This is a genomic window from Ruegeria sp. CDSC052, from assembly GCF_059610685.1.
Window position 1 is genome coordinate 682,479 of record NZ_JBXWOB010000001.1, and the last position, 23,548, is coordinate 706,026.

General features: G+C 57.9%; 23 protein-coding genes. 10 read left to right on the forward strand and 13 right to left on the reverse strand.

Features of this window, described 5'->3' with window-relative positions:
• Positions 1-55: 55 nt before the first annotated feature.
• From AC2FIM_RS03415 to AC2FIM_RS03425, 3 genes are all read right to left on the reverse strand, one after another.
• Complete coding sequence (locus AC2FIM_RS03415; RefSeq protein ID WP_496707948.1) at positions 56-1,168, reverse strand: DNA alkylation repair protein; 1,113 nt, start codon at positions 1,166-1,168, stop codon at positions 56-58.
• Positions 1,169-1,170: 2 nt separating this feature from the next.
• Complete coding sequence (locus AC2FIM_RS03420; protein ID WP_496707947.1) at positions 1,171-1,950, reverse strand: SDR family oxidoreductase; 780 nt, start codon at positions 1,948-1,950, stop codon at positions 1,171-1,173.
• Between the two features lie 74 nt (positions 1,951-2,024).
• Positions 2,025-2,387 (reverse strand): nuclear transport factor 2 family protein, encoded by a 363-nt coding sequence (locus tag AC2FIM_RS03425; RefSeq protein ID WP_142633450.1) that lies wholly within the window; start codon positions 2,385-2,387, stop codon positions 2,025-2,027.
• 109 nt (positions 2,388-2,496) lie between these two features.
• Here AC2FIM_RS03425 and AC2FIM_RS03430 point away from each other — a divergent pair, with 109 nt between their 5' ends.
• The 3 genes from AC2FIM_RS03430 to AC2FIM_RS03440 all read left to right on the forward strand — a co-directional run bounded on the left by AC2FIM_RS03430 (position 2,497) and on the right by AC2FIM_RS03440 (position 6,622).
• Positions 2,497-4,104, forward strand: coding sequence for a peptide chain release factor 3 (locus AC2FIM_RS03430; protein WP_496707935.1), 1,608 nt, complete (start codon positions 2,497-2,499; stop codon positions 4,102-4,104).
• A gap of 18 nt (positions 4,105-4,122) precedes the next feature.
• On the forward strand, positions 4,123-5,064 hold the full coding sequence (locus AC2FIM_RS03435) for a glycosyltransferase family 2 protein (protein WP_271947405.1): 942 nt from the start codon (positions 4,123-4,125) through the stop codon (positions 5,062-5,064).
• A gap of 184 nt (positions 5,065-5,248) precedes the next feature.
• On the forward strand, positions 5,249-6,622 hold the full coding sequence (locus tag AC2FIM_RS03440) for a DEAD/DEAH box helicase (RefSeq protein ID WP_496675911.1): 1,374 nt from the start codon (positions 5,249-5,251) through the stop codon (positions 6,620-6,622).
• Here the strand turns inward: AC2FIM_RS03440 and AC2FIM_RS03445 are convergent.
• From AC2FIM_RS03445 to AC2FIM_RS03455, 3 genes are read right to left on the reverse strand one after another with little or no spacing between them, the layout of a single operon-like run.
• Positions 6,619-7,521, reverse strand: coding sequence for an EamA family transporter (locus tag AC2FIM_RS03445; protein ID WP_496675914.1), 903 nt, complete (start codon positions 7,519-7,521; stop codon positions 6,619-6,621). The two genes, AC2FIM_RS03440 and AC2FIM_RS03445, sit on opposite strands and share 4 nt — an antisense overlap.
• A 21-nt stretch (positions 7,522-7,542) precedes the next feature.
• A complete protein-coding gene (locus AC2FIM_RS03450; RefSeq protein WP_496675916.1) occupies positions 7,543-8,427 on the reverse strand; it encodes a fatty acid desaturase in 885 nt (294 codons plus the stop codon).
• Entirely contained in the window at positions 8,420-8,623 is a 204-nt protein-coding gene (locus AC2FIM_RS03455) for a DUF2061 domain-containing protein (protein WP_142635106.1), read from the reverse strand. Before AC2FIM_RS03455 ends, AC2FIM_RS03450 begins: the two co-directional genes overlap by 8 nt.
• 107 nt (positions 8,624-8,730) lie before the next feature.
• Here AC2FIM_RS03455 and AC2FIM_RS03460 point away from each other — a divergent pair, with 107 nt between their 5' ends.
• A complete protein-coding gene (locus AC2FIM_RS03460) occupies positions 8,731-9,600 on the forward strand; it encodes a helix-turn-helix domain-containing protein (protein WP_496675919.1) in 870 nt (289 codons plus the stop codon).
• Between the two features lie 79 nt (positions 9,601-9,679).
• On the forward strand, positions 9,680-9,862 hold the full coding sequence (locus AC2FIM_RS03465) for a hypothetical protein (RefSeq protein ID WP_142633436.1): 183 nt from the start codon (positions 9,680-9,682) through the stop codon (positions 9,860-9,862).
• Between the two features lies 1 nt (position 9,863).
• Here the strand turns inward: AC2FIM_RS03465 and AC2FIM_RS03470 are convergent, their stop codons facing one another.
• The 4 genes from AC2FIM_RS03470 to bcoG are packed head-to-tail and all read right to left on the reverse strand — an operon-like array spanning position 9,864 to position 13,561.
• On the reverse strand, positions 9,864-10,622 hold the full coding sequence (locus AC2FIM_RS03470) for an SDR family oxidoreductase (RefSeq protein WP_496675922.1): 759 nt from the start codon (positions 10,620-10,622) through the stop codon (positions 9,864-9,866).
• Positions 10,619-12,085, reverse strand: coding sequence for a carnitine 3-dehydrogenase (locus tag AC2FIM_RS03475; RefSeq protein ID WP_496731761.1), 1,467 nt, complete (start codon positions 12,083-12,085; stop codon positions 10,619-10,621). The genes AC2FIM_RS03470 and AC2FIM_RS03475 overlap by 4 nt, the downstream gene beginning before the upstream one ends.
• Positions 12,085-12,639, reverse strand: a complete 555-nt coding sequence (locus tag AC2FIM_RS03480) for a lipocalin/fatty acid-binding family protein (protein WP_142633430.1) — start codon at positions 12,637-12,639, stop codon at positions 12,085-12,087. The genes AC2FIM_RS03475 and AC2FIM_RS03480 overlap by 1 nt, the downstream gene beginning before the upstream one ends.
• Before the next feature lie 7 nt (positions 12,640-12,646).
• Positions 12,647-13,561, reverse strand: a complete 915-nt coding sequence (gene bcoG, locus AC2FIM_RS03485) for a 3-dehydrocarnitine:acetyl-CoA trimethylamine transferase BcoG (RefSeq protein WP_271947424.1) — start codon at positions 13,559-13,561, stop codon at positions 12,647-12,649.
• 131 nt (positions 13,562-13,692) lie between these two features.
• On the opposite strand from bcoG, the gene AC2FIM_RS03490 reads away from it, so the two are divergent.
• Positions 13,693-14,679, forward strand: a complete 987-nt coding sequence (locus tag AC2FIM_RS03490) for a GlxA family transcriptional regulator (protein ID WP_142633426.1) — start codon at positions 13,693-13,695, stop codon at positions 14,677-14,679.
• 68 nt (positions 14,680-14,747) lie between these two features.
• Here AC2FIM_RS03490 and AC2FIM_RS03495 read toward each other — a convergent pair whose 3' ends face one another.
• Genes AC2FIM_RS03495 through AC2FIM_RS03505 form a run of 3 tightly spaced genes read right to left on the reverse strand, consistent with a single transcriptional unit; the run spans position 14,748 to position 17,753 of the window.
• Positions 14,748-15,794: an aldo/keto reductase gene (locus AC2FIM_RS03495; RefSeq protein WP_142633424.1), complete on the reverse strand. Its 1,047-nt coding sequence runs from the start codon at positions 15,792-15,794 to the stop codon at positions 14,748-14,750.
• A gap of 29 nt (positions 15,795-15,823) precedes the next feature.
• Complete coding sequence (locus AC2FIM_RS03500) at positions 15,824-16,282, reverse strand: DNA polymerase III subunit chi (protein ID WP_271947429.1); 459 nt, start codon at positions 16,280-16,282, stop codon at positions 15,824-15,826.
• A 4-nt stretch (positions 16,283-16,286) separates the two neighbouring features.
• Positions 16,287-17,753, reverse strand: a complete 1,467-nt coding sequence (locus AC2FIM_RS03505) for a leucyl aminopeptidase (protein ID WP_271947431.1) — start codon at positions 17,751-17,753, stop codon at positions 16,287-16,289.
• A gap of 246 nt (positions 17,754-17,999) precedes the next feature.
• Here AC2FIM_RS03505 and lptG point away from each other — a divergent pair, with 246 nt between their 5' ends.
• The 4 genes from lptG to pdxA are packed head-to-tail and all read left to right on the forward strand — an operon-like array spanning position 18,000 to position 23,465.
• The gene (gene lptG / locus AC2FIM_RS03510) at positions 18,000-19,100 is read left to right on the forward strand and encodes an LPS export ABC transporter permease LptG (protein WP_496675932.1); all 1,101 of its coding nucleotides are present in this window, start codon (positions 18,000-18,002) and stop codon (positions 19,098-19,100) included.
• Positions 19,100-21,262: an LPS-assembly protein LptD gene (locus AC2FIM_RS03515; RefSeq protein ID WP_281971986.1), complete on the forward strand. Its 2,163-nt coding sequence runs from the start codon at positions 19,100-19,102 to the stop codon at positions 21,260-21,262. Before lptG ends, AC2FIM_RS03515 begins: the two co-directional genes overlap by 1 nt.
• The gene (locus AC2FIM_RS03520) at positions 21,253-22,506 is read left to right on the forward strand and encodes a peptidylprolyl isomerase (protein WP_496675934.1); all 1,254 of its coding nucleotides are present in this window, start codon (positions 21,253-21,255) and stop codon (positions 22,504-22,506) included. Before AC2FIM_RS03515 ends, AC2FIM_RS03520 begins: the two co-directional genes overlap by 10 nt.
• A complete protein-coding gene (gene pdxA, locus AC2FIM_RS03525; RefSeq protein ID WP_271947436.1) occupies positions 22,503-23,465 on the forward strand; it encodes a 4-hydroxythreonine-4-phosphate dehydrogenase PdxA in 963 nt (320 codons plus the stop codon). Before AC2FIM_RS03520 ends, pdxA begins: the two co-directional genes overlap by 4 nt.
• The last annotated feature ends 83 nt before the right edge of the window (positions 23,466-23,548 follow it).

Sequence of the window (23,548 nt, forward strand, 5' to 3'; positions counted from 1 at the left end):
ACCCAGCACCGCGCACCGTGCAATCAAAAGCCGAGCAATCTGACGAAAGGTTGAGCTAGCCCAGCAGCTCAAAATCCAGATCCGCGCGCACCCGGCCATTCACCTGAATCTCCAGAAGATGTGCGCCGGGAACAAGCCTGAACGTGGTCGCATCGCCTTTGAGCTTGTGCTTTTTGCTCAAGGTCAGGTTTCCATTCTTTAGCGCGGCCTGTTTCAGCTTGTGTACTTTGGCCGATTTTTTGCCGCCAGGTCTTTGGAAATGGATGATATAATCAATCAAAACGGGTTGGTTCGCCTCACCAGCCAATGAAACATCAAACTCAAGCGCGCCGCCAATCTTTGCCTGCCCATTTACCGTGACCGAGACCTGTATATCGGCATCAGGGTCATATCCCAGCATCTTCATCGCGCGTGGGTGCCCGGCCTTAACCAGACCGCGCAGGGTATGAGAGGTCATCCACCGCAGCTCGTCCGCTTCCTGACGCTGCATACGAGACCAGTCCTGCAGGCGGTCTAAAACCAGATCCGGGTCTTTCTTTGAGATGTCGTTCAGATGGTTGGCCACCGACCGCGTCACATAGCGCGTTTGGTCCTGATGCAGCCGATCCAGCAGAGGCAGCGGATCGGTCAATTCCAGCCCCACCGCCTGCCCCCATGGCAAACGCGGGCGGGTTCCTTCGGACACCAGACGCCGCACGTGATAGCTGTCATGTCCGCACCAATCCTCCAGCCGCTCCATGACGTGTTCGGGGTGGCGATTTAGAAAGGGGCGAATGGCCCATTCCATCGAGAACCTCTGCGTCAGTTCAGCCAGCACGTCCAGCGCGAGGTCGGGGTGATCAAGGCCGACATTGACGACCCATTCTCCCAGCGGGGCAAAGATGAAATCGCCAAAATCGTCATCCGTTTTGTTCGGATCCAGCGGCGGCGGCAAGGCCCGTAAAAGGGTCGGAGCGACAGTTGGCAGCTCACCCGGAACCTGTTGCTGCAGGCATTCGGCGATCCACGCCATCCGCTCTTTCAACTCAAGCTCGAGAAGGCGTGACATCACCTGCGTTTGAAACGCCTGTGCATCGAACCCTGGATCAGCCTCGGCAAAAAGCCCCGCCAGATAGCCGGTCTTTTCTGCATTAAACAACTGATCCTTCAGTGAAAACCCTTGCGCCATGGTCACATCGTCAGATTGGTCGCGCCACCATCCAACAGGATGTTCTGGCCGACGATAAAGCCCGCATGTTGCGAGCACAGGAACGCGCAAGTTGCGCCGAATTCTTCCCGCGAGCCATAGCGGCGCGTGGGGATAGTTGCCTCACGCTGCGCGCGCGCCTCATCAATGGAAATGCCCTGCTGCGCGGCCACGCCTCCGTCCAGGGAATCCGCCCGATCCGTGGCATGTATCCCCGGCAACAGGTTGTTGATTGTCACCCCATGCGGCGCGACCTGCCGCGAGGTTCCGGCCACATAGCCGGTCAACCCGGTCCGCGCCGCGTTCGACAGGCCCAGCACTGCGATCGGCGCGCGTACGGATTGTGAGGTGATGTTGACCACCCGGCCCCAGCCCTTATCCATCATGCCGGGCAACAAGGCCTTCATGAAGGCAATCGGGGTCAGCATGTTGGCGTCCAATGCCTTGATGAAGTCGTCACGCTGCCAATCCGACCACATGCCCGGAGGTGGGCCACCGGCATTTGTCACAAGGATATCAACGCCCTGTGCTGCGGCAATCACTTGTGCCTGCCCCTCTTCCGAGGTCACATCACACGCAACACTCTGCACATCGACACCAAATTCCGAGCGCAAACGCGCGGCTTCAGCCTCTAACGCGTCGGCCCCTCGCGCGTTCATCACCAGATTCACACCAGCCGCCGCCAGGGCCTCGGCGCAGCCCAGACCCAAACCTTTACTGCTGGCACAGACCAGCGCGCGCTTTCCACCTATTCCCAGATCCATCTGTTCCTCCCCATCTGTGATTATCCGCATGTCTTTCACCCAGCAGACAGGGAAGACAGATTGATGACAAGGGGTTAGTAGAAGAACTCTTCCCGGACGATCTTGCCATCCGCGACGTGATACAGCGCAACTTCGCGCATATCGAAGCTCTCACCGCTTTCCTTGAACTTGCCCTGCACCTCAAAGATCACGGCAAAACGGTCTTCGCCATGCACCATCGGGTCACTGACGTTTCCGCCCGTCACTTCGGTCGAACTCTCCCACCAATCGTGCTTGCCACGGATCGCGTCGCGCCCATGCGCCTCGCGTCCCATACCGGATGCATCGACGGCCTCAACCGAAACGGCATCTGCCGCATACAGCTTATCCAGATTGGCCTTGGCCCGGTTTTCCCGGCATCCCGCCACCAGCTCATCGGCGATTTCTTTCAAATTCATTGATCCTCTCCATTATTTGTTCACTATATGTTCTTATTGCCACAAGCAGACGATTCGAACCAGCCTCTTTGTCTTGCTTCGGCAGAATTCCCCGCCTATACGCGCGACTATGCTTGATACCCCCACGAACCAACCCACCTTGCCGCCCGAGATCGCCCGGCGCCGGACATTTGCCATCATCTCGCACCCGGATGCGGGCAAGACGACCCTGACGGAAAAGTTCCTGCTGTATGGCGGCGCCATCCAGATGGCCGGTCAGGTACGCGCCAAGGGTGAGGCACGGCGGACACGTTCGGATTTCATGCAGATGGAGAAGGATCGCGGGATCTCGGTCTCAGCCTCGGCCATGTCCTTCGACTATGGAAACTTCCGGTTCAATCTGGTGGACACGCCCGGCCACAGCGATTTCTCAGAAGATACCTATCGCACTCTGACCGCAGTGGACGCGGCCGTGATGGTGATCGACGGCGCGAAAGGTGTGGAAAGCCAGACCCAGAAACTGTTTGAGGTCTGCCGCCTGCGCGACCTGCCGATCCTGACCTTCTGTAACAAGATGGACCGCGAAAGCCGCGATACGTTCGAGATCATCGACGAAATTCAGGAAATGCTGGCCATCGACGTCACGCCCGCTGCCTGGCCGATTGGAGTCGGCCGCGACTTTATCGGCTGTTACGACATGCTGCGCGACCGGCTGGAGCTGATGGACCGCGCTGACCGTAACAAAGTGGCCGAAAGCATCCAGATCAACGGGTTGGACGACCCCAAGCTGGCTGAACATGTGCCCGAGCACCTGCTTGAGAAGCTGCTGGAAGAGGTTGAGATGGCACGCGAATTGCTGCCCGCGCTTGACCCCCAAGCGGTATTGGAAGGCCACATGACCCCGATCTGGTTCGGCTCGGCGATCAACTCGTTCGGCGTCAAGGAACTGATGGAAGGCATCGGCGCCTATGGTCCACAGCCACAGGTACAGTCCGCGGAACCCCGCCAGATCGCACCGGAAGAAAAGAAAGTGTCCGGATTTGTCTTCAAGGTTCAGGCAAACATGGACCCCAAGCACCGCGACCGGGTGGCATTTGTGCGCATGGCCTCGGGCCATTTCAAACGCGGCATGAAGCTGACCCATGTTCGATCGAAAAAGCCGATGGCAATCTCGAACCCTGTGCTGTTTCTTGCATCCGACCGGGAACTGGCCGAAGAGGCCTGGGCCGGAGACATCATCGGCATCCCAAACCACGGCCAGCTGCGCATCGGCGACACGCTGACCGAGGGCGAAGCGATCCGGGTAACCGGCATCCCCTCCTTTGCGCCGGAACTGCTGCAGACCGTGCGCCCGGGCGATCCGATGAAAGCCAAGCATCTGGAAAAGGCCCTGATGCAATTCGCCGAGGAAGGCGCGGCCAAGGTGTTCAAACCGTCGATCGGATCAGGCTTTATCGTCGGCGTCGTTGGCGCGCTGCAATTCGAGGTTCTGGCCAGCCGGATTGAGATGGAATACGGCCTGCCGGTACGGTTCGAGGCGTCTCAGTTCACCTCCGCCCGCTGGGTCAGCGGTGAAAAGGCTGAGGTCGAGAAATTCGTCAATGCCAACAAGCAGCACATCGCTCATGATCATGACGGCGACATCGTCTATTTGACTCGCCTGCAGTGGGACATCGACCGGGTCGTGCGGGACTATCCCGACCTGAACCTGACCGCCACCAAAGAGATGATGGCGTGACAGGGTCACGAGCTTCATATGCCGGATAATGTCCCAAACTGGGGCATTGTATCAACGATCCGGGGCTCGGCCCCGGACATACTTCGGTTTGCAGCCTATCACCTCGATCTCGGGGCCGACCGGATGTATCTGTATCTGGACGAGCCCTGCCCGGCTGCGTTCAACGCCCTGAACCGCCACCCACGGATCGAAATACGCAACTGCGACGAAGGGTACTGGGCGAACCGAAAGCGCGAGAGGCCCGACAAACATCAGGTCCGGCAAACCGCAAATGCCAGCTTTACTTACAGAAAGGCTGAGGTCGACTGGCTTGCCCATATTGATCTGGACGAGTTCCTCTGGCCGCAATCCGACCTTGGCGCGATATTAGCGGAGATTCCGCAACATATCCCAGCGGTGCGCGTTCGTCCGATCGAGCCCGTGGGCGGAACCGAAGACCTGTACAAAGCCTATATCCCCGCTGGTCAGGGCCGTGATGGGATCGTTCAGGCATTATATCCGAATTTTGGCGGATTTGTTCTTGCTGGATTCCTCAGCCATGTTCAGGGTAAACTGTTTGTTCGCAAAGGCTTACCTAAGATCAATTTCCGGATTCACAATCTGTTTCAGGATGGCGAAATCCTCCCGACCAAGGTCGAGCTGCCCCAGGTTGATCTATGCCACCGTCATGCACCTGACTGGGATCATTGGCTAGCCCATTATCGGTTCCGGTTCGAAAAAGGCTCGTATCAGCCAGGCATGTCACCCAATGTTCCGCGCGAACAAGGCGGGATGAACATGAATGAATTACTGAGCTGGATCGAAAAAGAAGATGGGGCTCACGGCCTGCGGGCTTTCTATGATGAAATCAGTGGCGCCGACCAAGAAGTTCGCACCCGCCTCGAAAAGTTTGGGCTGATTAAGTACCATCCGCTGGATTTGGATGGAAAAGTCGCGAAACATTTCCCCGGAAGTACCTGAATTGTTGCGATAAATCCGCATGGTCAGCCGGTGTCGCAGCATAAAAGTGACTTCATTTGACCCTGCCCCGTGATTTTGTTATGTCCCGCCAAGCCGAAATGCACAAAATATCGCATGGCCATCCGGGCCCGGCACATTCTTTACGCGCGGGCCAGGTTTTAGTGTCCGCAACAACCGGACATACATGACAAAGTTTAACGAACTGAACCTGAACCCGAAGGTCCTCAAAGCCATTGAGGAAGCCGGATACGAAACGCCAACACCGATCCAGGAAGGCGCAATCCCACCCGCGCTTGAGGGCAAGGACGTTCTGGGTATCGCCCAGACCGGTACAGGCAAAACCGCCAGCTTCACGCTACCGATGATCACATTGCTGGCCCGTGGCCGCGCACGTGCGCGCATGCCGCGGTCGCTGGTGCTGTGCCCGACGCGGGAACTGGCCGCGCAGGTGGCCGAGAATTTCGATACCTACTCAAAGCACTTGAAACTGACCAAAGCGCTGTTGATCGGCGGCGTCAGCTTTAAGGAGCAAGATGCGCTGATCGACCGTGGCGTCGACGTTCTGATCGCTACACCGGGTCGTCTGCTGGACCATTTCGAACGCGGCAAACTGCTGTTGACCGGCGTCCAGATCATGGTGGTGGATGAGGCCGACCGAATGCTGGATATGGGCTTTATCCCCGATATCGAACGCATTTTTTCGCTGACGCCATTCACACGCCAAACGCTGTTCTTCTCAGCCACCATGGCGCCCGAGATTGAGCGGATCACCGATACATTCCTGTCGGCCCCAACCCGGATCGAAGTTGCCCGTCAGGCAACGGCCTCGGAAACCATCGAGCAAAGTGTGGTCATGTTCAAAGGTGGCCGCCGTGACCGCGAGGCCAGTGCCAAGCGCCAGGTCCTGCGTTCGCTGATCGACTCCGAGGGCGAAAAATGCACCAACGCGATCATCTTCTGCAATCGTAAGACCGATGTGGATATCTGTGCGAAATCACTGAAGAAATACGGCTATGATGCTGCCGCGATCCATGGCGATCTCGATCAGTCACAACGGACGAAAACACTGGACGGTTTCCGTGACGGAACACTACGCCTGCTTGTCGCCTCGGACGTTGCCGCGCGCGGATTGGATGTGCCCTCGGTCAGTCATGTGATCAATTTCGACGTCCCCGGCCACCCCGAGGATTATGTGCACCGGATCGGTCGTACAGGTCGCGCCGGACGCGAAGGCAAAGCGATCACTATCTGTTCGGGTCGCGATGAAAAAGCACTGGCCGCGATCGAGAAGCTGATTCAAAAAGAAATTCCTCGCTTGGACAATCCGGTAAAGGAAGAGCCGAAACTCGAGAGGCCAAAGCCCGAGAAAAAGGCCCGGCCAACAGAAGCCCGGCCAACAGAGGCCCCCAAAAGCGACGATAAAAGAGAAGATCGCAAGAAGGATAAAGAAGTCAGAGGCCGTGGACGGCGCGCTGACAACGGTCCTTCGGTCGTGGGAATGGGCGATCACCTGCCCAGCTTTATCGCGCTCAGCTTCGACGAACGCCGCACGGGTTAAATAGACAAAACCAACGCCAGAATTGATGCGCCCAATAACGTCATCCCGGCGATCTCGCGCCGGGTAATGGTTTCGCGGAAAAACAAGATCGACGCGAACAGGCTGAGGATCAGCTCGACCTGCCCCAGAGCCTTGACGTAGGCGGCGTTTTGCAAGGTGAATGCCAAGAACCAGCAGAACGATCCGCACAGGCTGGTCAGTCCGACAAAAACGCCTGTTCGGCGTGTCTGCCACACGGCGCGCAGCTCGGCCCTGTCTCGCCACAACAGCCACAGGCCCATGCTGACGAACTGGAGCGAGACAACGACTGCCAGCGTCACAAGTGCCCGAAACCACGCATCAATCTCGCCCAGTTCAAGCGAGGCACCCCGATAACTGACCGAGGAAAACGCAAACAGCACACCTGATCCCAGGCCAAGCCGCGAGGCCCGGTTCGTCAGGTGTCGCCACCACGCCCCGTCTCCTCCGGGACTTTTCGACAGCAGCAACACAGCCGTCAGCCCCAGAACGATCGCCCCAAGCGCCCAGGACGAGACCTGATCGCCCAGGACCAGAAATCCAACGATGGCGGTCTGGATCACTTCGGTTTTCTTAAAAGTTATGCCGACAGCAAAATTGCGCTGTTTGAACAAGGCGACGACACAGATCGTGGCAAGGATCTGAGCCGTTCCTCCAATGGTGGCAAACACCCAGAACCGGGCGGTCAACGGCGGCAAGGAATACCCCGTCAACTGCAGCGCCACGATCAGAGCGATTAGAACCAGCGGGATTGAATAGGCAAACCGGGCAAATGTCGCCCCGGCGGCCGTCAGCTTTACACTGCTCAGCGATTTTTGCAGCATGAACCGCACCGTCTGAAACGTTGCGGCGGCGATAGTGACAGGTATCCAGAGGCTCATGCCGCCTTTTGTGGCCGCAAATCAACCCTTTGGCCAGAGCGGATGCGCCACCGGGTCTTTTACCTTCCAGAAATACGCCCGGAAAACATCGGCATATGAAGGGTATACATAGGCCTTGTTCGTGGCCAGATAGCCCTCTTTACCCTGCTGGTAGATCTTCGGAAGTTGATACCAGGGGGTACGCGGGTTCAGATGATGAACTACATGTAAATTGTTGTTCAAAAACAGAAAAGACAGTATCCCGCGATCTTCGATGATAACGGTTCTTGCCCCCACATCTTCATGCGCACGGTGTTCCAGAAAAGTGCGTATTTTGACAAGGCCAAGCCCCAAATACGCGGACAGGACATAGGCCCAGACCGGCATGGGCGACAAGGTCACGATCCAGATAACCGCAACCACGCCTGCCATATGCAAAGCCCATGCGCGCAATATGTCCCATTCGCCACGCGCGGCCCCTTGCAACTCGTCCCTGACAAAGGCAACCTGTCCGATTGCAGGGCCCAAAACGATCCGCCCCAGCAGAGTATTGTTCACCGATAACAACCGCCTGTGCCAATGGCCTAGCCCCGACCAAACTTTTGGGTCCAGATAGTTTGATTCAGGATCATCATAGGGATCGGTCAGCGTTGCATCCCGATGATGCGCCAAATGCAGGTCCCGAAACCGCTGATATGGGATGAATAAGGTCAAGGGCAGCGCCATCAGCGCCTCGTTCAGCCATCTGGCGCGAAAAGGATGCCCGTGCAGTGCTTCATGCGTCAATGATGAATGTAACGCGGCCACCGCGCCCATCACTGGAACCGCCAACCAGATGGGCAGGAAGAAGATCACGGCCAACCAGGCAGCATAACAGGCCAGCATCAGCGTGAAAGTGCCCCATTCCGGACCCGGGTGCTCAGACATTGCGCCCCCACGAAATGCCCGCCCAGACCCTCTCATAAACCACATAGAGTGTCAGCCCGATCGCCGTGTTTACTACGGCCAGAGTTCCGCCAATCGCGGCGGACCCCGTCGCAACCAGCCCAACCACCGACATGATGATCAGGCCCATCACGTTCCACAAAACCGCCTTCACGACCGATCTGCGTCGTGTTTCCATTCCGTCACCCATAATATTGTTATGGCTTTAGAATTAAGGCTTGCCGCTTAGGTTGAAAATTCCGAATATGATTAACAAAACTCATCAAACGTGATATTTATCACCACATGCAGGATAAAATCGACAAACGCGACCGTGCGGCTCAATTCCGTTTGCGCCTTGCCCGCGCAATGGAAGAACGCCAAATCAGCCGAAGCGCCCTCGCGCGCCAGATCGGTGTTGACCGCTCAACCGTATCGCAACTGTTGACCGATCACGGGGCACGGTTGCCGAATGCCCATGTTGTAGGAAGCTGCGCGACAGCATTGGGTGTTTCGGCGGACTGGTTGCTGAGCCTGTCTGACCGGCCGGAAAGCGCGGCCGAGTTGCTGGCTTTGTCGCTGAGCATGACTGAGGCCCCCCGCGCCCTGGTAGATGAGCGCATATTCGAGTGGCACCAAGAGGCAGCGGGTTACAAAATCAGATATGTTCCTGCGACCTTGCCCGACATGCTCAAGACCCGCACCGTTCTGGAATGGGAATACGCACCGCATCTGGGGCGCACGGCAGATCAGGCCATAGGTGCGTCCGAAGATCGACTGACCTGGATGCGCAGCGCCCAGTCCGATTATGAGATCGCAATGCCGATGTACGAAATCGACAGCTTTGCGCATGCAACCGGCTATTATCAAGGCCTTAGCCTTCGCAAGCGGCTGGATCAGATTGACCACCTTTTGGAGTTGTGTGAACAGCTTTACCCACGGCTGCGTATCTATCTGTTCGATGCCAAACGGCTGTATTCGGCTCCCGTAACGATTTTCGGTCCCCTTCTTTGCGTGTTTTACGCAGGAAGCCATTACATGGCCTTTCGCGATCGCGACCGGATTGAAATTTTCAGCCGCCATTTCGACACTCTGGTTCGCGAGGCGGTCGTGACCGCGCGGGACTTTCCAGAGCACCTGCAACAGCTCAGAGCAGCGATTTCCCGCGACATATGATGCATCCCCGTACAACCTGTGGTATCGTCGCCGGGCGCGAACTTTCGGGCATTCCGACCACAGACGGAGGACCACAGGAATGGACGCACTGAAAACAGCCCAATATGCACGGGCTTTATACACGGCGCACGGTGACCAGGCCGAGGCAGAAGCCGCAATGAAAATGCGCGAATGCGAGGCTGCCGGAAACGCTCAGCAAGCCCGCGATTGGCAAGCCGTTCGTCAGACCATCCGCCAGATCCGAGGCCCCAACCAGGGCTAGGTTACAGTTTCGGGTCGGGATTGACCGTGTGACCATCCACCGCGATCACCTGACCCGACACCAACCGCGCCGCGCCAGAGGCCAGAAAGACAGCCATATTGGCGATGTCCTGCGCTTCGACGAAACGACCCATGGACGTGCCCGAGGCATAGCCCTGATAGACCTCGTCCCGGCTCATGCCTTTGGTCGCCGCCTCGCGTGCCAGAACGCCTTCCATCCTTGGGCCCTCCACCGCGCCGGGACAAATCGCATTGGCGCGGACGCCGTGAGGGCCAAGCTCCATCGCCAGTGTTTTCATCAATCCGATCACCGCCCATTTGGCCGCGGCATAGGGCGCACGAAAGGGATAGCCATATTGCCCCGCAGTGGATGAGGTCAGGATGATGCTGCCCGCCCGGGCGGATTTCATCAGCGGCGCGGCGTATTTGGCAGCCAGAAACGCCCCCTCCAGATTGACCGCTACGCAGCTACGCCAATCATTCAGGTCGATATCCTCGATTGCGCTGGTTGGCCCGGCAATTCCCGCATTGGCGCAGAGCGAATCCAGACCACCCGCATCAGAAATCGCGGCGAACACGGCATGCATATCACCCTCATCCGACACGTCAGCATGGTGGGCTGTCCAATGATCCGGCACGCCATCTAGCGCCGCCCGATCAATATCTGTGATCCAGACATCATACCCGGCCGCATCAAACGCCTCTGCCATAGCCCGACCAACACCCGAAGCGCCAGCCGTCACCAACACCCGGCAGGTCATGAGGGTTTCCTGATCGCAACCCCGGCCCCTTCGGGATAAGGCAATCCGGCCTGCGCTTCGGCGATGCGGGCCATCGCGGCCTCAATGCTGGGCGATGGCGGGCTGGGGCGACGGGTGTCCAGGCTGACATGCAGCAAAAAGCTCTCCCCGGTCGCCAGCAGCGTCTCACCGCTATACATGCTGTGGAACACGTGCAGTTTCTTGCCCTGCCCCAACAGCATCTGGGTGCGCACCTCAATCTTTGCGCCCGCATGGACCTCATTCATGTAACGAATGTGGTTTTCCGCTGTGAAATAGCTGCCCCCGGACGAGATATATTCCATATCGCAGCCGATGATCTCCATGAACCGGTCGGTGGCGGCGGCGAAGGCCTCAAGATATTTGGCTTCGTTCATATGACCGTTGTAATCGGTCCAGTCCAAAGGCACCGCGCGCGACAGGGTCAGGATCGGCTGGCTCAGATCAGCCTGATCCAGCGATGGCAGCGCACCGGGTTTCAGCGCAGCATCATGTTGGTTCAGCACCGCCCCCGCGCCCCAGTTCTGCGCCTTGAGCGCGCGCATCATGCCCACAAGGTTATTGTCGCGGATACGCTCCAGCTCACGGATCGAATGCATGCCGGATTGCGCATCCGACTGATCCGCAATCAGGTCTACAAGCTCGTCAGTGAATTCGGGCACATCCATCAGCTTGGTCCAGGGCCATTTCAGTGCCGGGCCGAACTGCGCCATGAAATGCCGCATCCCAGCCTCGCCGCCGGCGACACGATAGGTTTCGAACAGACCCATCTGCCCCCAACGGATGCCAAACCCCATACGGATCGCCTCGTCGATTTCCTCGGTCGTGGCGACGCCGTCCTTGACAAGCCACAGCGCCTCGCGCCAGACGGCCTCAAGGAACCGATCAGCGATATGTGCGTCGATCTCTTTCTTGACGTGCAGCGGGAAGAACCCGACCGATTTCAGGACCTCTTGCGCCCGTTCGATCATCTCCTGCGGGTTCGCACCAGTTGGCACCAGTTCGATCAGCGGCAGCAGGTAGACCGGGTTGAACGGGTGCGTCACCACGATCTGTTCGGGGCGCAGCGCGCCCTCCTGTAACTCTGACGGCTTGAACCCGCTGGTTGAGGACCCGATGATCGCTCCCGGATCACAAGCCTCTTGCAAGCCCTTGTAAACCTTCAACTTCAGGTCCAGCCGTTCCGGCACGCTTTCCTGAATCCAAGCAGCACCCTGCACTGCATCGGCCATATCATCATGGAATGACAACGCACCTTCAGGCGGCAACGGGACGTCGCTCAGCCCCGGTAGCGAGCGGCGCGCATTGTCCAAAACTTCTCCGATCTTACGCTCGGCTTCCGGGTCCGGGTCGAATACCCGAACGTTCCAACCGTTCAGCAGGAACCGCGCGGCCCATCCGCCGCCGATAACTCCGCCGCCAATGATTGCTGCTGTTTTTGTCATCACTTCACTACTTTCAACTCTTGAGGGTCAAACCCATTTTCGCTCAGTACGTCACGCGCAATCGTCAGTTGATTTTGTGTGATCGTTAAATCTCTGCTCAGTACAACTGCAAACGACCTATCTGGGCGGGCCAATACAACCATCTGCTCCCCGTCACCCACGTAGATGATGTGAAACTTTGTGGGGCTTGCGGCAGTGATGTCATATTCAAGTGCAGACTCGGATCGCCGGGTAGGCACGCTCAGGTGGTTTTCAAAGCAATCACTTGCTCCTGCGATGTACCCAAAACATTCGGTCCGGTCCGGGTCACGCAATTGATAGCTAGGGTATGGCTGTCCCTCAAGCCTCACAAAAAGCCGCTGCTTGCCCTTGCTTTTGCGTCTGGACGCAGCAACCTCAAAATACGGTTCGTCAAAGATCGACCAGTTCACCGCTTCGACGGGTTGAATATTAAATTGACGTGCTCGAAAGCCCTCATTGTCTACCAAGCCACACGTTGGAATCAATCCAACGAGCAAGCATCCAACTACCCATGAAAGAACTCGGCGGAACATGGCGCGCCTAGCTTTTCGGCGCCCGCTTCACCAAGCCCAGCTTCTCACGCACTTCTGCGGGGCCAATCACGCGCGCACCCATGTTCTCGATGATGCTGCCCGCGCGTTCAACCAGTTGCCAGTTCTCGGCCAGCACGCCTTTGTCCAGCCACAGGTTGTCCTCCAGCCCGACGCGCACGTTGCCGCCCGCCAGAACCGCAGCGGCCACATAGGCCATCTCATTCCGGCCCAATGAGAACGCGCTGAAGGTCCAGTCATCCGGCACGTTGTTCACCATCGCCATGAAGGTGTTCAGATCATCCGGCGCACCCCATGGAACGCCCATGCACAGCTGAACCAGAGCGTTCGGCTCCAGAACGCCCTCTTTCACCAACTGCTTGGCGAACCACAGATGACCGGTATCAAAGGCCTCAATCTCGGGCTTTACCCCCAGATCGGTCATCATCTGGCCCATCGCGCGCAACGCACCCGGCGTGTTGGTCATCACATAATCGGCCTCGGCAAAATTCATGGTGCCGCAGTCGAGGGTGCAGATTTCCGGCAGGCATTCGGCCACATGGGCCACACGCTCGGTCGCGCCAACCAAATCAGTTCCCGCCTCGGCCAGCGGCAGCGGGTTTTCGATACCGCCAAACACCATGTCGCCGCCCATGCCAGCAGTCAGGTTCAGCACGGCGTCGACCTCGGCATCGCGAATGCGATCTGTGACCTCACGATACAGTGCCAGATCACGCGAAGGCGCTCCGGTCTCAGGGTCGCGCACATGGCAATGCACCACCGCCGCCCCTGCCTTGGCTGCAGCTATCGCGCTGTCGGCGATCTGCTTTGGCGAACGCGGCACATGCGGGCTGCGATCCTGCGTCCCACCCGAGCCTGTGACGGCGCACGTAATGAAGACTTCGCGGTTCATTTCCAAAGGCATGGCGTTCTCCCCAGCTTATACCCGGTTAACCCTGAGTTTTCCCCAGGCTTCTCCACGGATTCCGATTTGCTTTCGCCCCCGAGTTTGGCGCAGCTTTGGTCAAACACTTGTCAGAATGCGAATCGAACTTGATGAAATCCGCAAAAAACATATTGCAGCCCGAACATCGTGCCCTGAAAACGGCTGTGCTGGTGCTGGACGAATGCAACACGCTCAGCTTTGCGTCGGCCGTTGATCCAATGCGCGCCGCCAATCGGTTGGCGGATCGTCCGGCCTTTGACTGGGATTATGTGACAGCCACCGCTGAACCGGCCATGCTGACCAGTGCGCTTTCGGTTCCGGGTGTACCTTTGGCCCGGCTGCAATCCTGCGATCTGATGATTGTCGTTGCCGGGTTCCAACTGGCCCGCCATGCCACACCCAGCCTGCTGGCCGGCCTACGCCGCATCGCCAAGACCGGCGCCACAATGGCAGGTATTGACGGCGGCCCCTGGTTGCTGGCCGAGGCAGGCCTGCTGGACGGCCACGCCGCCACCACCCATTGGGAAGATTTGGAGAACTTCTCTGCCCGCTTCCCCGAAGTGGACGTGCGCCCTGACCGGTTTACCGTTTCTGAAGGCCGCCTGACCTCGGGCGGGGCGATCCCAGCGGTCGAGATGATGCTGCATATCATCGCCGCCCGCCATGGCGCCGGATTTGCCGCCCGCGTCTCGGGTCTGTTCCTCTATGACGGTGCGCCTGATCCCACAAAACCACAAAGCCGCACCGGTGCGCCGCACCGCCACACAGCTTTGACCGCCAAAGCCAATACGCTGATGCAATCCGCACTGGACGACCCTATGCCATTGGCAGATATCGCCGAAACCCTGGGCACCAGTTCACGCACCCTGCAACAGCAATTCCGCCTGCGCCTGAACACCACGCCGCAGGACCATTACCTGCAGCTCCGACTGGCCGAGGCGCGCAGATTGGTGACGGACACCGATATGTCACTGATGGATGTGGCTCTGGCGACGGGTTTCGCCTCGCAATCCAGCTTTTCCCGCGCCTTTCGCACAGCGCACGGCCTTTCGGCCCGGGACCTGAGGCAAGACAGGACACAACCCAGCCATCACTAAGCGGATCTGCTTCATCTGGCTGAAATACCTCGGGGGAGGCTCCGCCTGCGGAGATGAGGCCAGCGTCCCTAAAACGGCATAGGATGCGCGCGATGCGCTTCGGTGATTTCAGTCAGAATTTCCCCAGAAAGGCGAAGTTCCTTACCGTCGAGAATATGCCCAAGCTGCGCCACCGTTGTCGCGCCGAAAATGGCCGACATCATGAAGGGCCGCGTCCGGCACCAGGCCAGCGCCATATGGACCGGGTCCAGATCGTGGCGGTCAGCGATCTCTAGATAGGCCGCAACCGCCTCAAATGCCCGTCTGCGATGACGTCCTCCCACCTCAGGCACCAATGACATCCGCGAACCCTCGGGCACCATGCCGTTTTGGTATTTCCCGGTCAAAAATCCGGCGGCAAGCGGTGAAAAGGCCATCAGCCCCACATCCTCATGCGCGCTCAGCTCGGCCATATCGGTGTCGAAATGCCGGCACATCAAAGAATACTCATTCTGAACCGATGCCACGCGGGGCGTGCCGGTGGCTTCGGCGATCCGCAACCACTGAGCGGTGCCCCAAGCGCTTTCGTTCGAAAGGCCAAACGCTCGGATATTTCCTTTGTTGACCTGTTCCTTCAGGGCAACAAGGCACTCGTGCATATTGTCCAGAACCTCATCGGTATTGTGCCCCGAAGGCGCATAGGTCCAGTTTTGCCGGAACATATAGCTGCCGCGGTTCGGCCAGTGAAACTGATAAAGGTCGATGCAATCCGTTTGCAGTCGGCGCAAGGAACCTTCGACCGCCTCGGGGATTGTCTGCGGTGAAATCGGTGCGCCATCGCGCGCATGTGCGAACCCTGCCCCAGAATGCTTGGTTGCCAGAACATATTCACCACGCCGTGACGGGTTGGCGGCGTTCCAGTTGCCCAGAATTTCTTCGGTCCGGCCCACCGTCTCTTTCGAGATGGGATTCACCGGATACATCTCGGCGGCATCGACAAAATTAATGCCCCCATCAAGTGCCATGTCCATCTGAGTATGCGCGTCGGCCTCGGATGTCTGCGTACCAAATGTCATCGTACCCAGACACAGGTCTGTCACCATGATTCCAGTACGGCCCAGGGGCTTCATTTCCATCGCTCATTCTCCTGAAATCTGCGGAGGCCCTATGCCTCGGCTTTTTTTTCCCACCGGCCCGATTCCTCGGACCAATATTGCGCCGAACAGCCCGCCCCGGTCAGTGTTTTCCATTGCCCGCGGGCATGTTGGAGAGCCTGATCATCATTCCCATCGAACAGGATGCACACGCGTTCCAGCGCGTTCACTTCCTCGGGTTCAACCGCGGCACCATCAACAGCCATCACGCAAGCCGGATCATTTGCGGCCTCGGCCCCTGTCGTCAGCAATATGGGCTGGTCCCTGTCATGCGGCCCCCCGGTGCGGCCATGTGGCAGGAACCCTTCCTCGGGGCCCTGCCACAGCTTTTCGTCCAACCAATCCATCCGTGCGGGATCAGTTCCCCGCACGGCTATCTTCCACCCGGCCTGCCGCGCCTTGTCCAGCAACACGGGCAAGGTGTTTTCCAGCGGTTGGCGGGTCAGGTGATAGAAATAAACGGCGCCCATTGGATTATTCGAAATTGTCCTGCACGAACCGGCTCAGTGCGCGGACACCCCAACCGGTGGCCCCTTTGGGCGCATAGGATGTCTCGGTTGCAATCGAAGCCACCCCAGCAATGTCCAGATGGATCCAGGGGGTTTCGTCCTTCACGAACCGCTGCAGGAACTGCGCAGCAGTGATGGATCCGGCAGGTCGTCCACCGACATTCTTCATATCGGCGATGCGCGATTTCAGCTGCTCGTCATAGGCTTTGCCCAGCGGCATCCGCCATGCGCCCTCATCCTCGGCCCCGGCAGCCTTTAGGAAGGCGTTGCAGAACGTGTCATTGTTCGAAAAGACACCGGCATTCTCATGCCCAAGCCCAATGATGATCGCGCCGGTCAATGTTGCCAGGTCGATCATGCCCACGGGGGCAAACCGCTCTTGCGCGTACCACATCACATCACACAGGACCAAACGGCCCTCGGCGTCGGTATTGATGACCTCGACCGTGTCGCCCTTCATCGACTTGACGACATCGCCGGGGCGCGTGGCATTGCCCGAAGGCATGTTTTCCACTAGCCCGACAAGGCCCACGACATTGGCTTTGGCCTTGCGCTTGGCCAGCGCCCGCATGGTGCCGGCGACCACACCTGCCCCACCCATGTCCATAGTCATGTCTTCCATGCCTGCAGCGGGTTTCAAGGAAATGCCGCCGGTGTCAAACACGACGCCCTTACCCACCAGCGCCAGCGGCGCATCATCCTTGTCGCCCCCATTCCACTGCATCACCACAACCTTCGACGGGCTGACCGAGCCCTGCCCGACGCTTAACAAGGTGCGCATACCCAATTCGGCCAGTTTGTCTTCGTCGAGCACTTCGACGTCCAGGCCAAGCGCCTTCATTTCGGACAAACGATCTGCGAATTCGGTCGTCGTCAGCACATTGGCGGGTTCATTGGTCAGATCCCGAGTCATCCGGACACCATCGGCAATCGCATACAGCGGTGCGAATGCGGCTTCGACTTCATCATGTTTCTGATGACTGATTGTTACTGATCCGGCTTCATCCGAATCTCGGGTTTTATGGGCATCGAAATCATAGCTGCGCAAAACGATCCCCAATGCCAGTTCTTCGGTCCGGGCTTGATTTCCGGCCATGACCAACAAGGGCTGGTGATCAGACAATTTGGCCAGCTTCGCCCCGGCCTTGCGTGCCTCTGCAGCATCGGCACGGCGCGACAGCACGAGAATATCAAGCGCTTCAGCGGCCATTCCGCCTGGCCAGGCAAGAGAGACTACATCGCCGGATTTCACCTTTTCGAACCGGTCGCTTTCGACAAGTCGCGCGACTGCGCCCCGGGTCAGACGGTTGGCGCGGCGTGCGGCTGGGTTCATCTTGCCTTCATCCGAGACAATAATCACGACGCGCCCTTTGGTCTGCGCCATCACGTCCACGTCAAAAGCCTTAAACTGAATTGGAACAAGACTGCTCATTGGGAACTCCTGAAAATCTGTTTCCCAAGACCTAGCCCGCGGCGACCGCATTGACCAGATAGCAGTTTTCCCCGCCGGGCATTTGCATTACAGTCGCGGAAAAAGTTCCGGCAGGGTCGGAGAGCGGGAGGGCGAATTGGCAAATCGGGGCAGGCATAGGCCGTTGCGCGCTGGCGCATGTACCGCTGATTCTCTTAACTTCAAGGCCCCCGCTGCAGGCAACGCGGTGATGCCGGGGGCGCGTTTGTGATCCTGGATCGATATTTTGCCCGCCGGTTCACCCAGAGCTTTCTGGTCATTGGCTGTATCTTTTTGACGCTGATGATTCTGATCGATCTGATTGAACAGGTACGGCGCTTTGATGAGGTCGATCTGTCATTTGGCCGGCTTTTGTATCTGACCCTATTGAATACGCCCGCCGCCATCGGTGAGATGCTGCCCCTGCTGATCATCCTGTCCACGATTGCGTTGTTCATCGGATTGGCGCGCAGCTCGGAATTGGTGGTGACGCGCTCGATCGGGCGATCTGGAATTCGCGTCCTGCTTGCACCTGTAACTTTGGCCCTGTTGATCGGAGCCTTGGCGGTTGCGGTGCTTAACCCGTTTGCTGCCGCAACTTCCGAAGAATTCCAACGGCTTTCCGATTCCTACCGTAACCGCACCAGCTCAGCTCTTTCGATCAGCAGTGAGGGTTTGTGGTTACGGCAAGCTACAGAAGAGGGCCAATCGGTTGTCCACGCGCGCCGAACGTCCAACGGTAACACCCTGCTGTTGAAGGACGTCACCATAATAACATTCGACGCGATTGGTCAGCCGACACGCCAAATCTCTGCCAAACAGGCCAAGTTGGAAGACGGTTTTTGGGTTTTACGGGATGCCAAGATCTGGCCGCTTATGAACGGCATCAATCCCGAAGCTGGCTCGAAAGAGCATGATCGTCTGGAGATTCCGACCACCCTGACACGTCAGCGCATTCTGGACAGGCTGGCCAACCAGGATTCGATGTCTGTCTACGATTTGCCCCAGTTGATCCGAGACCTGCGCGAGGCGGGCTTTTCGACCAAGCAATACGAGGTCTGGTTTCAGGTCCAACTGGCAAGACCTCTGTTTCTGGTCGCAATGGTCTTGATTGGCGCGGCCTTTACCATGCGGCATGTCCGGTTCGGCGGCACCGGAATAGCGGTGCTGACGGCCGTGTTACTGGGCTTCGCCATCTATTTCGTCCGTAATTTCGCGCAAATATTGGGAGAAAACGGTCAGTTGCCTATCTTCGTTGCAGCCTGGGCCCCGCCATTTGCGGCCATCCTTCTTTCTCTTGGCCTGCTGTTGCACGCGGAGGATGGCTGATGCGCAAATTCGCTCTGCTATTGCTCTCGGGTGCGGTTGCATTGTCTTTGCCTTCGGGTGTCCTGGCCCAGACTTTGCCGGAACAGGATCAAACGACGGACGCGTCCCAGCAAGAGCCACCAGCCTTACTTGTCGCCGACAAGATTTTCATAACCCCAGAGCGTGTGCTGATCGCAGAGGGCAATGTCGAAGCGTTTCAGGGTGACGTCAAAATGACGGCCAGTCGGATTTTGTACGACCGCGAAAGCGGTGAGCTTACACTGGAAGGACCGATCCGGATTGATCAGGGCAATCGAACGACAGTTCTGGCGGATTCCGCAGAACTCGACCGGGGTTTGCTCAACGGCCTTTTGATCGGCGCCCGAATGGTGTTCGACCAACAGGTGCAAATTGCCTCGGTGCAGGCGACACGTGCTGGCGGCAGATACACCCAGTTCAGCAAAGTCTCGGCGACGTCTTGCCATGTCTGCACGGATGGGCGGCCACCGCTCTGGCAAATCCGTGCCCGCAAGGTGACCCATGATCAGTTGGAACGACAGCTCTATTTCGAAGGTGCGCAATTCCGGGTGCTGGATGTGCCGGTCTTCTATTTCCCTTACCTGCGTCTCCCCGACCCAACGCTGGACCGGGCGACTGGTTTTCTGGTCCCATCGGTCCGCACCACCTCGCAGTTGGGCACAGGCATAAAGGTTCCCTATTTCTTCAAGCTTGGAGATCACAAGGACCTCACGCTGACACCCTACCTTTCCGGTAAAACCAGAACTCTGGGCTATCGCTATCGTCAGGCCTTTAAGAACGGACGGATCAAAATCGAAGGCGCGCATACTCGCGATGACCTTCAACGGGACGAGGCGCGCGGATATTTCTTTACCAACGGCTGGTTTGATCTGCCGGACGACTATCGCCTGACCTTCAACATCCGAACCACGTCCGACGATTCCTATCTGGCTGATTACGGCCTGCCCGACTTTGACCGTCTGCGCAGCGAAATTGCCCTGGAAAGGATCAAGCGCGATACCGCTTTCCGGACCAGCCTAAACCACTATAAAACCTTGCGAGATAGCGAGGATCAGGATCAGATTCCTTCTCGCATCTTCGACCTGAACTATCGCAAACGCTTCTTCCCGGCAGCTGTCGGAGGAGAGGTGCGGATGGCTTTCATCGGCCATGCCCATGAAAGAACGAGCAATGAGGACGTTATCGGGCGCGATGTTGCCCGAGCGACCTTCGATACCGAATGGCTGCGCAGCTGGATACTGGGCTGGGGGCTGCGTGCAGATGCCCAAGTAGGCGCGTCAATCGACACGTTCAATATCCGCCACGACAGCGCCTATCCCGATCAGGTGACCCGCACGACCCCGCGTGCCGCACTGACGCTGCGCCTTCCAATGACTCGCCGCGAGGCGTCGGGCGCAACCCAGTTGCTGGAACCCATCGCGCAGATCGGGTGGACGCATGTCTCCGACAATGATGTTCCTATCGACGAAAGTACGTTTCAGGAGTTTGACCAGGGTAACCTGTTATCCCTGTCCCGATTCCCTGCCGAGGACAGGCGCGAAGATGGAGTCAGCGGCGTTGTTGGGATGAATTGGGCGCGTTATGGCTCCAGGGGCTGGCAAGCGCGTGCCACGATCGGTCAGGTCTTTCGTGCGGATGCTGATCCCGACTTTAACCTTACATCGGGCCTTCAGGGCACTTCGTCCGATGTGTTGATCGCCGGTCAACTTGAAACGCCCAATGGGTGGTCTCTGGCCGGGCGAGGTTTGGTGAACGGAGATTTCAGCTTTGCCAAGGCCGAGCTGCGTGCAGCATGGCAAAAGGAAACAACGGCCCTCAGCGGAAGCTATGTCTGGCAAGAACCCGATCCCGCAGAAAATGTCGACGATGAGATTTCTGAGATCTGGTTGCGCGGGCGGTACGACATCGATCAGAACTGGCAAACCCGTGCTCAGGCGCGGTATGACCTGAGCGAATCTGAACCGATCAGATATGGGTTGGGTATCACGTACCGGAACGAGTGTGTTCAGGTTAACATGTCGGTCAGCAGGCGCTATACCTCGTCATCAAGTATTGAGCCTTCGACCGAATTCGGCTTTACCGTAGCTCTGACAGGATATTCTGTCGAAGGTGGCGGCAAACAGTACAAGAGAAGATGCAGTTGATAACAGGTTTTTCACGTTTCTTTCGTTCCAGCCATATCGGGCTGGTTGCTCCGGCACTGGTTGCAGTTTCGATTGCCATAGCACCTGTAAAGGCAGTGGCGCAGAACCTGTTCTCGCCGGCCATAAAGGTCAATCAAGACATCGTGACCTGGTATGAGCTGGAACAGCGCCTGCAATTCCTCTCAATTCTGGGTGTTCCCGGCGCAACCGAGGAGGACGTGCGCAAAGCTCTGATAGACGACCGCCTGCGCAAACAGGCTATGCGCGACGCTGGAATCGTGGTCGCCCCCGAAGACGTTCAGGTTGGAATTGACCAATTTGCAGCCCGCGGTCAGCTTTCGAGCGACGAATTCCTGCAGCTTCTGGCGGATGCCGGTGTTGACCGTGAGACGGTTCGGGATTTCATCGAGGATCAGATTTCCTGGCGTGAATTCGTCAGCGCGCGTTTTCTGTCGCAGGCGAGACCATCGGAAGACGAGATCAATCGCGCACTTGGACAATCTGGAAGTGGCGGCCTGCAAGTCCTTCTTTCGGAAATCATTATTCCTGTAAACCAACAAAACCTGCCACAGGTTCAACTGCTGGCCGAAGAGATCGCCTTGATCGAGGGCTATGATTCCTTTTCAACCGCCGCAACACAGTACTCGGCGGCCGGAACTCGCACCAATGGGGGGCGCCTTGACTGGTTGAACTTGACCGATCTGCCCCCGGCGCTGCAGCCGGTCATCATCGGGCTCAAAAATGGTGACGTCACCCAGCCCATTCCTCTGCCCAATGCCGTTGCACTGTTTCAGATGCGCGGTTTGCGTGAGACCGCTGCGAGTACGCCCACCTATTCCGAGATCGACTATGCTATCTATTACATGCCCGGTGGTCGTAGTGCGGAAACACTGGCCGCAGCCGAAAAGCTGAAAGAAGAAATAGACACTTGCGATGATCTGTACGGTATCGTGCAAAACAAGCCAGCAGAAGTCTTAGAGCGGAATGTCAGCAAACCGTCGGAAATCCCGCGCGATATCGCATTGGAACTGGCCAAACTGGACCTGAACGAAGTTTCAACCACGTTGACCCGCAACAACGGCCAAACACTGGCTTTTGTGATGTTGTGCACACGTACCCGCAACCTTGGCGAAGAGACAACGCGTGCAGATGTCGCCAATGCTCTGACCCAGCAAAGGCTGCAAACACTTGCAGAAAGCCTGTTGGGGCAAATGCGTGCCGACGCAACTATTGTTGAACAATGAAGCCAATCGCGCTCAGCTGCGGCGATCCGGCCGGAATTGGGCCCGAGATCGCCGCAAAAGCTTGGGCCAGCCTTAGAACCACCTGCCCTTTCTTCTATATTGGCGATGCCGCGCATTTGCCGCCCGAGACACCGTCGGTACAGATCAGCGACGCCTCTCAGGCGGTCGAGATCTGTGGCTCTGCCCTGCCCGTACTGCAACTGGACTTTCCAGCCCCCAACCGGTCTGGGCACCCTAATCCAGCCAACGCCAGATCAGTTGTCACTGCCATTGAAACCGGCGTAGCGCTGGTTCAGTCCGGTTCTGCATCGGCGCTATGTACCGCACCGATCCACAAGAAAGCACTTATCGACGGGGCAGGTTTCTCATTCCCCGGCCATACGGAATTTCTGGGCGCCTTGGCTGGGTCCCAACGTGTTGTGATGATGCTGGCCAGCGACCAGCTGCGCGTTGTACCAGCAACCATCCACATCCCGCTCTCACGCGTTCCTTGCGAGCTTACGCCCGAGCTTTTGCGGGAAACCATCGAAATCACCGCCCAGGGACTACAATCACAGTTCGGTATTGCCACCCCGCGGATAGCCGTCGCGGGCCTCAACCCGCATGCCGGTGAAGGCGGCAAGATGGGGCAAGAAGAACTGGACTGGATTGCGCCGCTGATCGCGGAGCTGCCCCGCAAAGAGTATACCGTAACCGGCCCGCACCCCGCGGATACATTGTTCCACGCCGCAGCGCGCACGCGCTATGACGCCGCCATCGCCATGTATCACGATCAGGCTCTGATTCCGATCAAGACGCTGGATTTCGATCGCGGTGTGAACGTCACACTAGGCCTTCCATTTATCCGAACCTCACCCGATCACGGGACTGCACTGGACATTGCGGGGCAAGGCCTTGCAAACCCCACCAGCCTGATCGAAGCGCTGAAACTTGCCCAGAAGATGGCACAAAGCTCTTGATCCTTCAGCGGGCTGTAAATATCCCGGCCAGAGGTAAAAATTCTCTGGCGCTCTCCTATCAAACCGCGCCACGGTGATCGGAT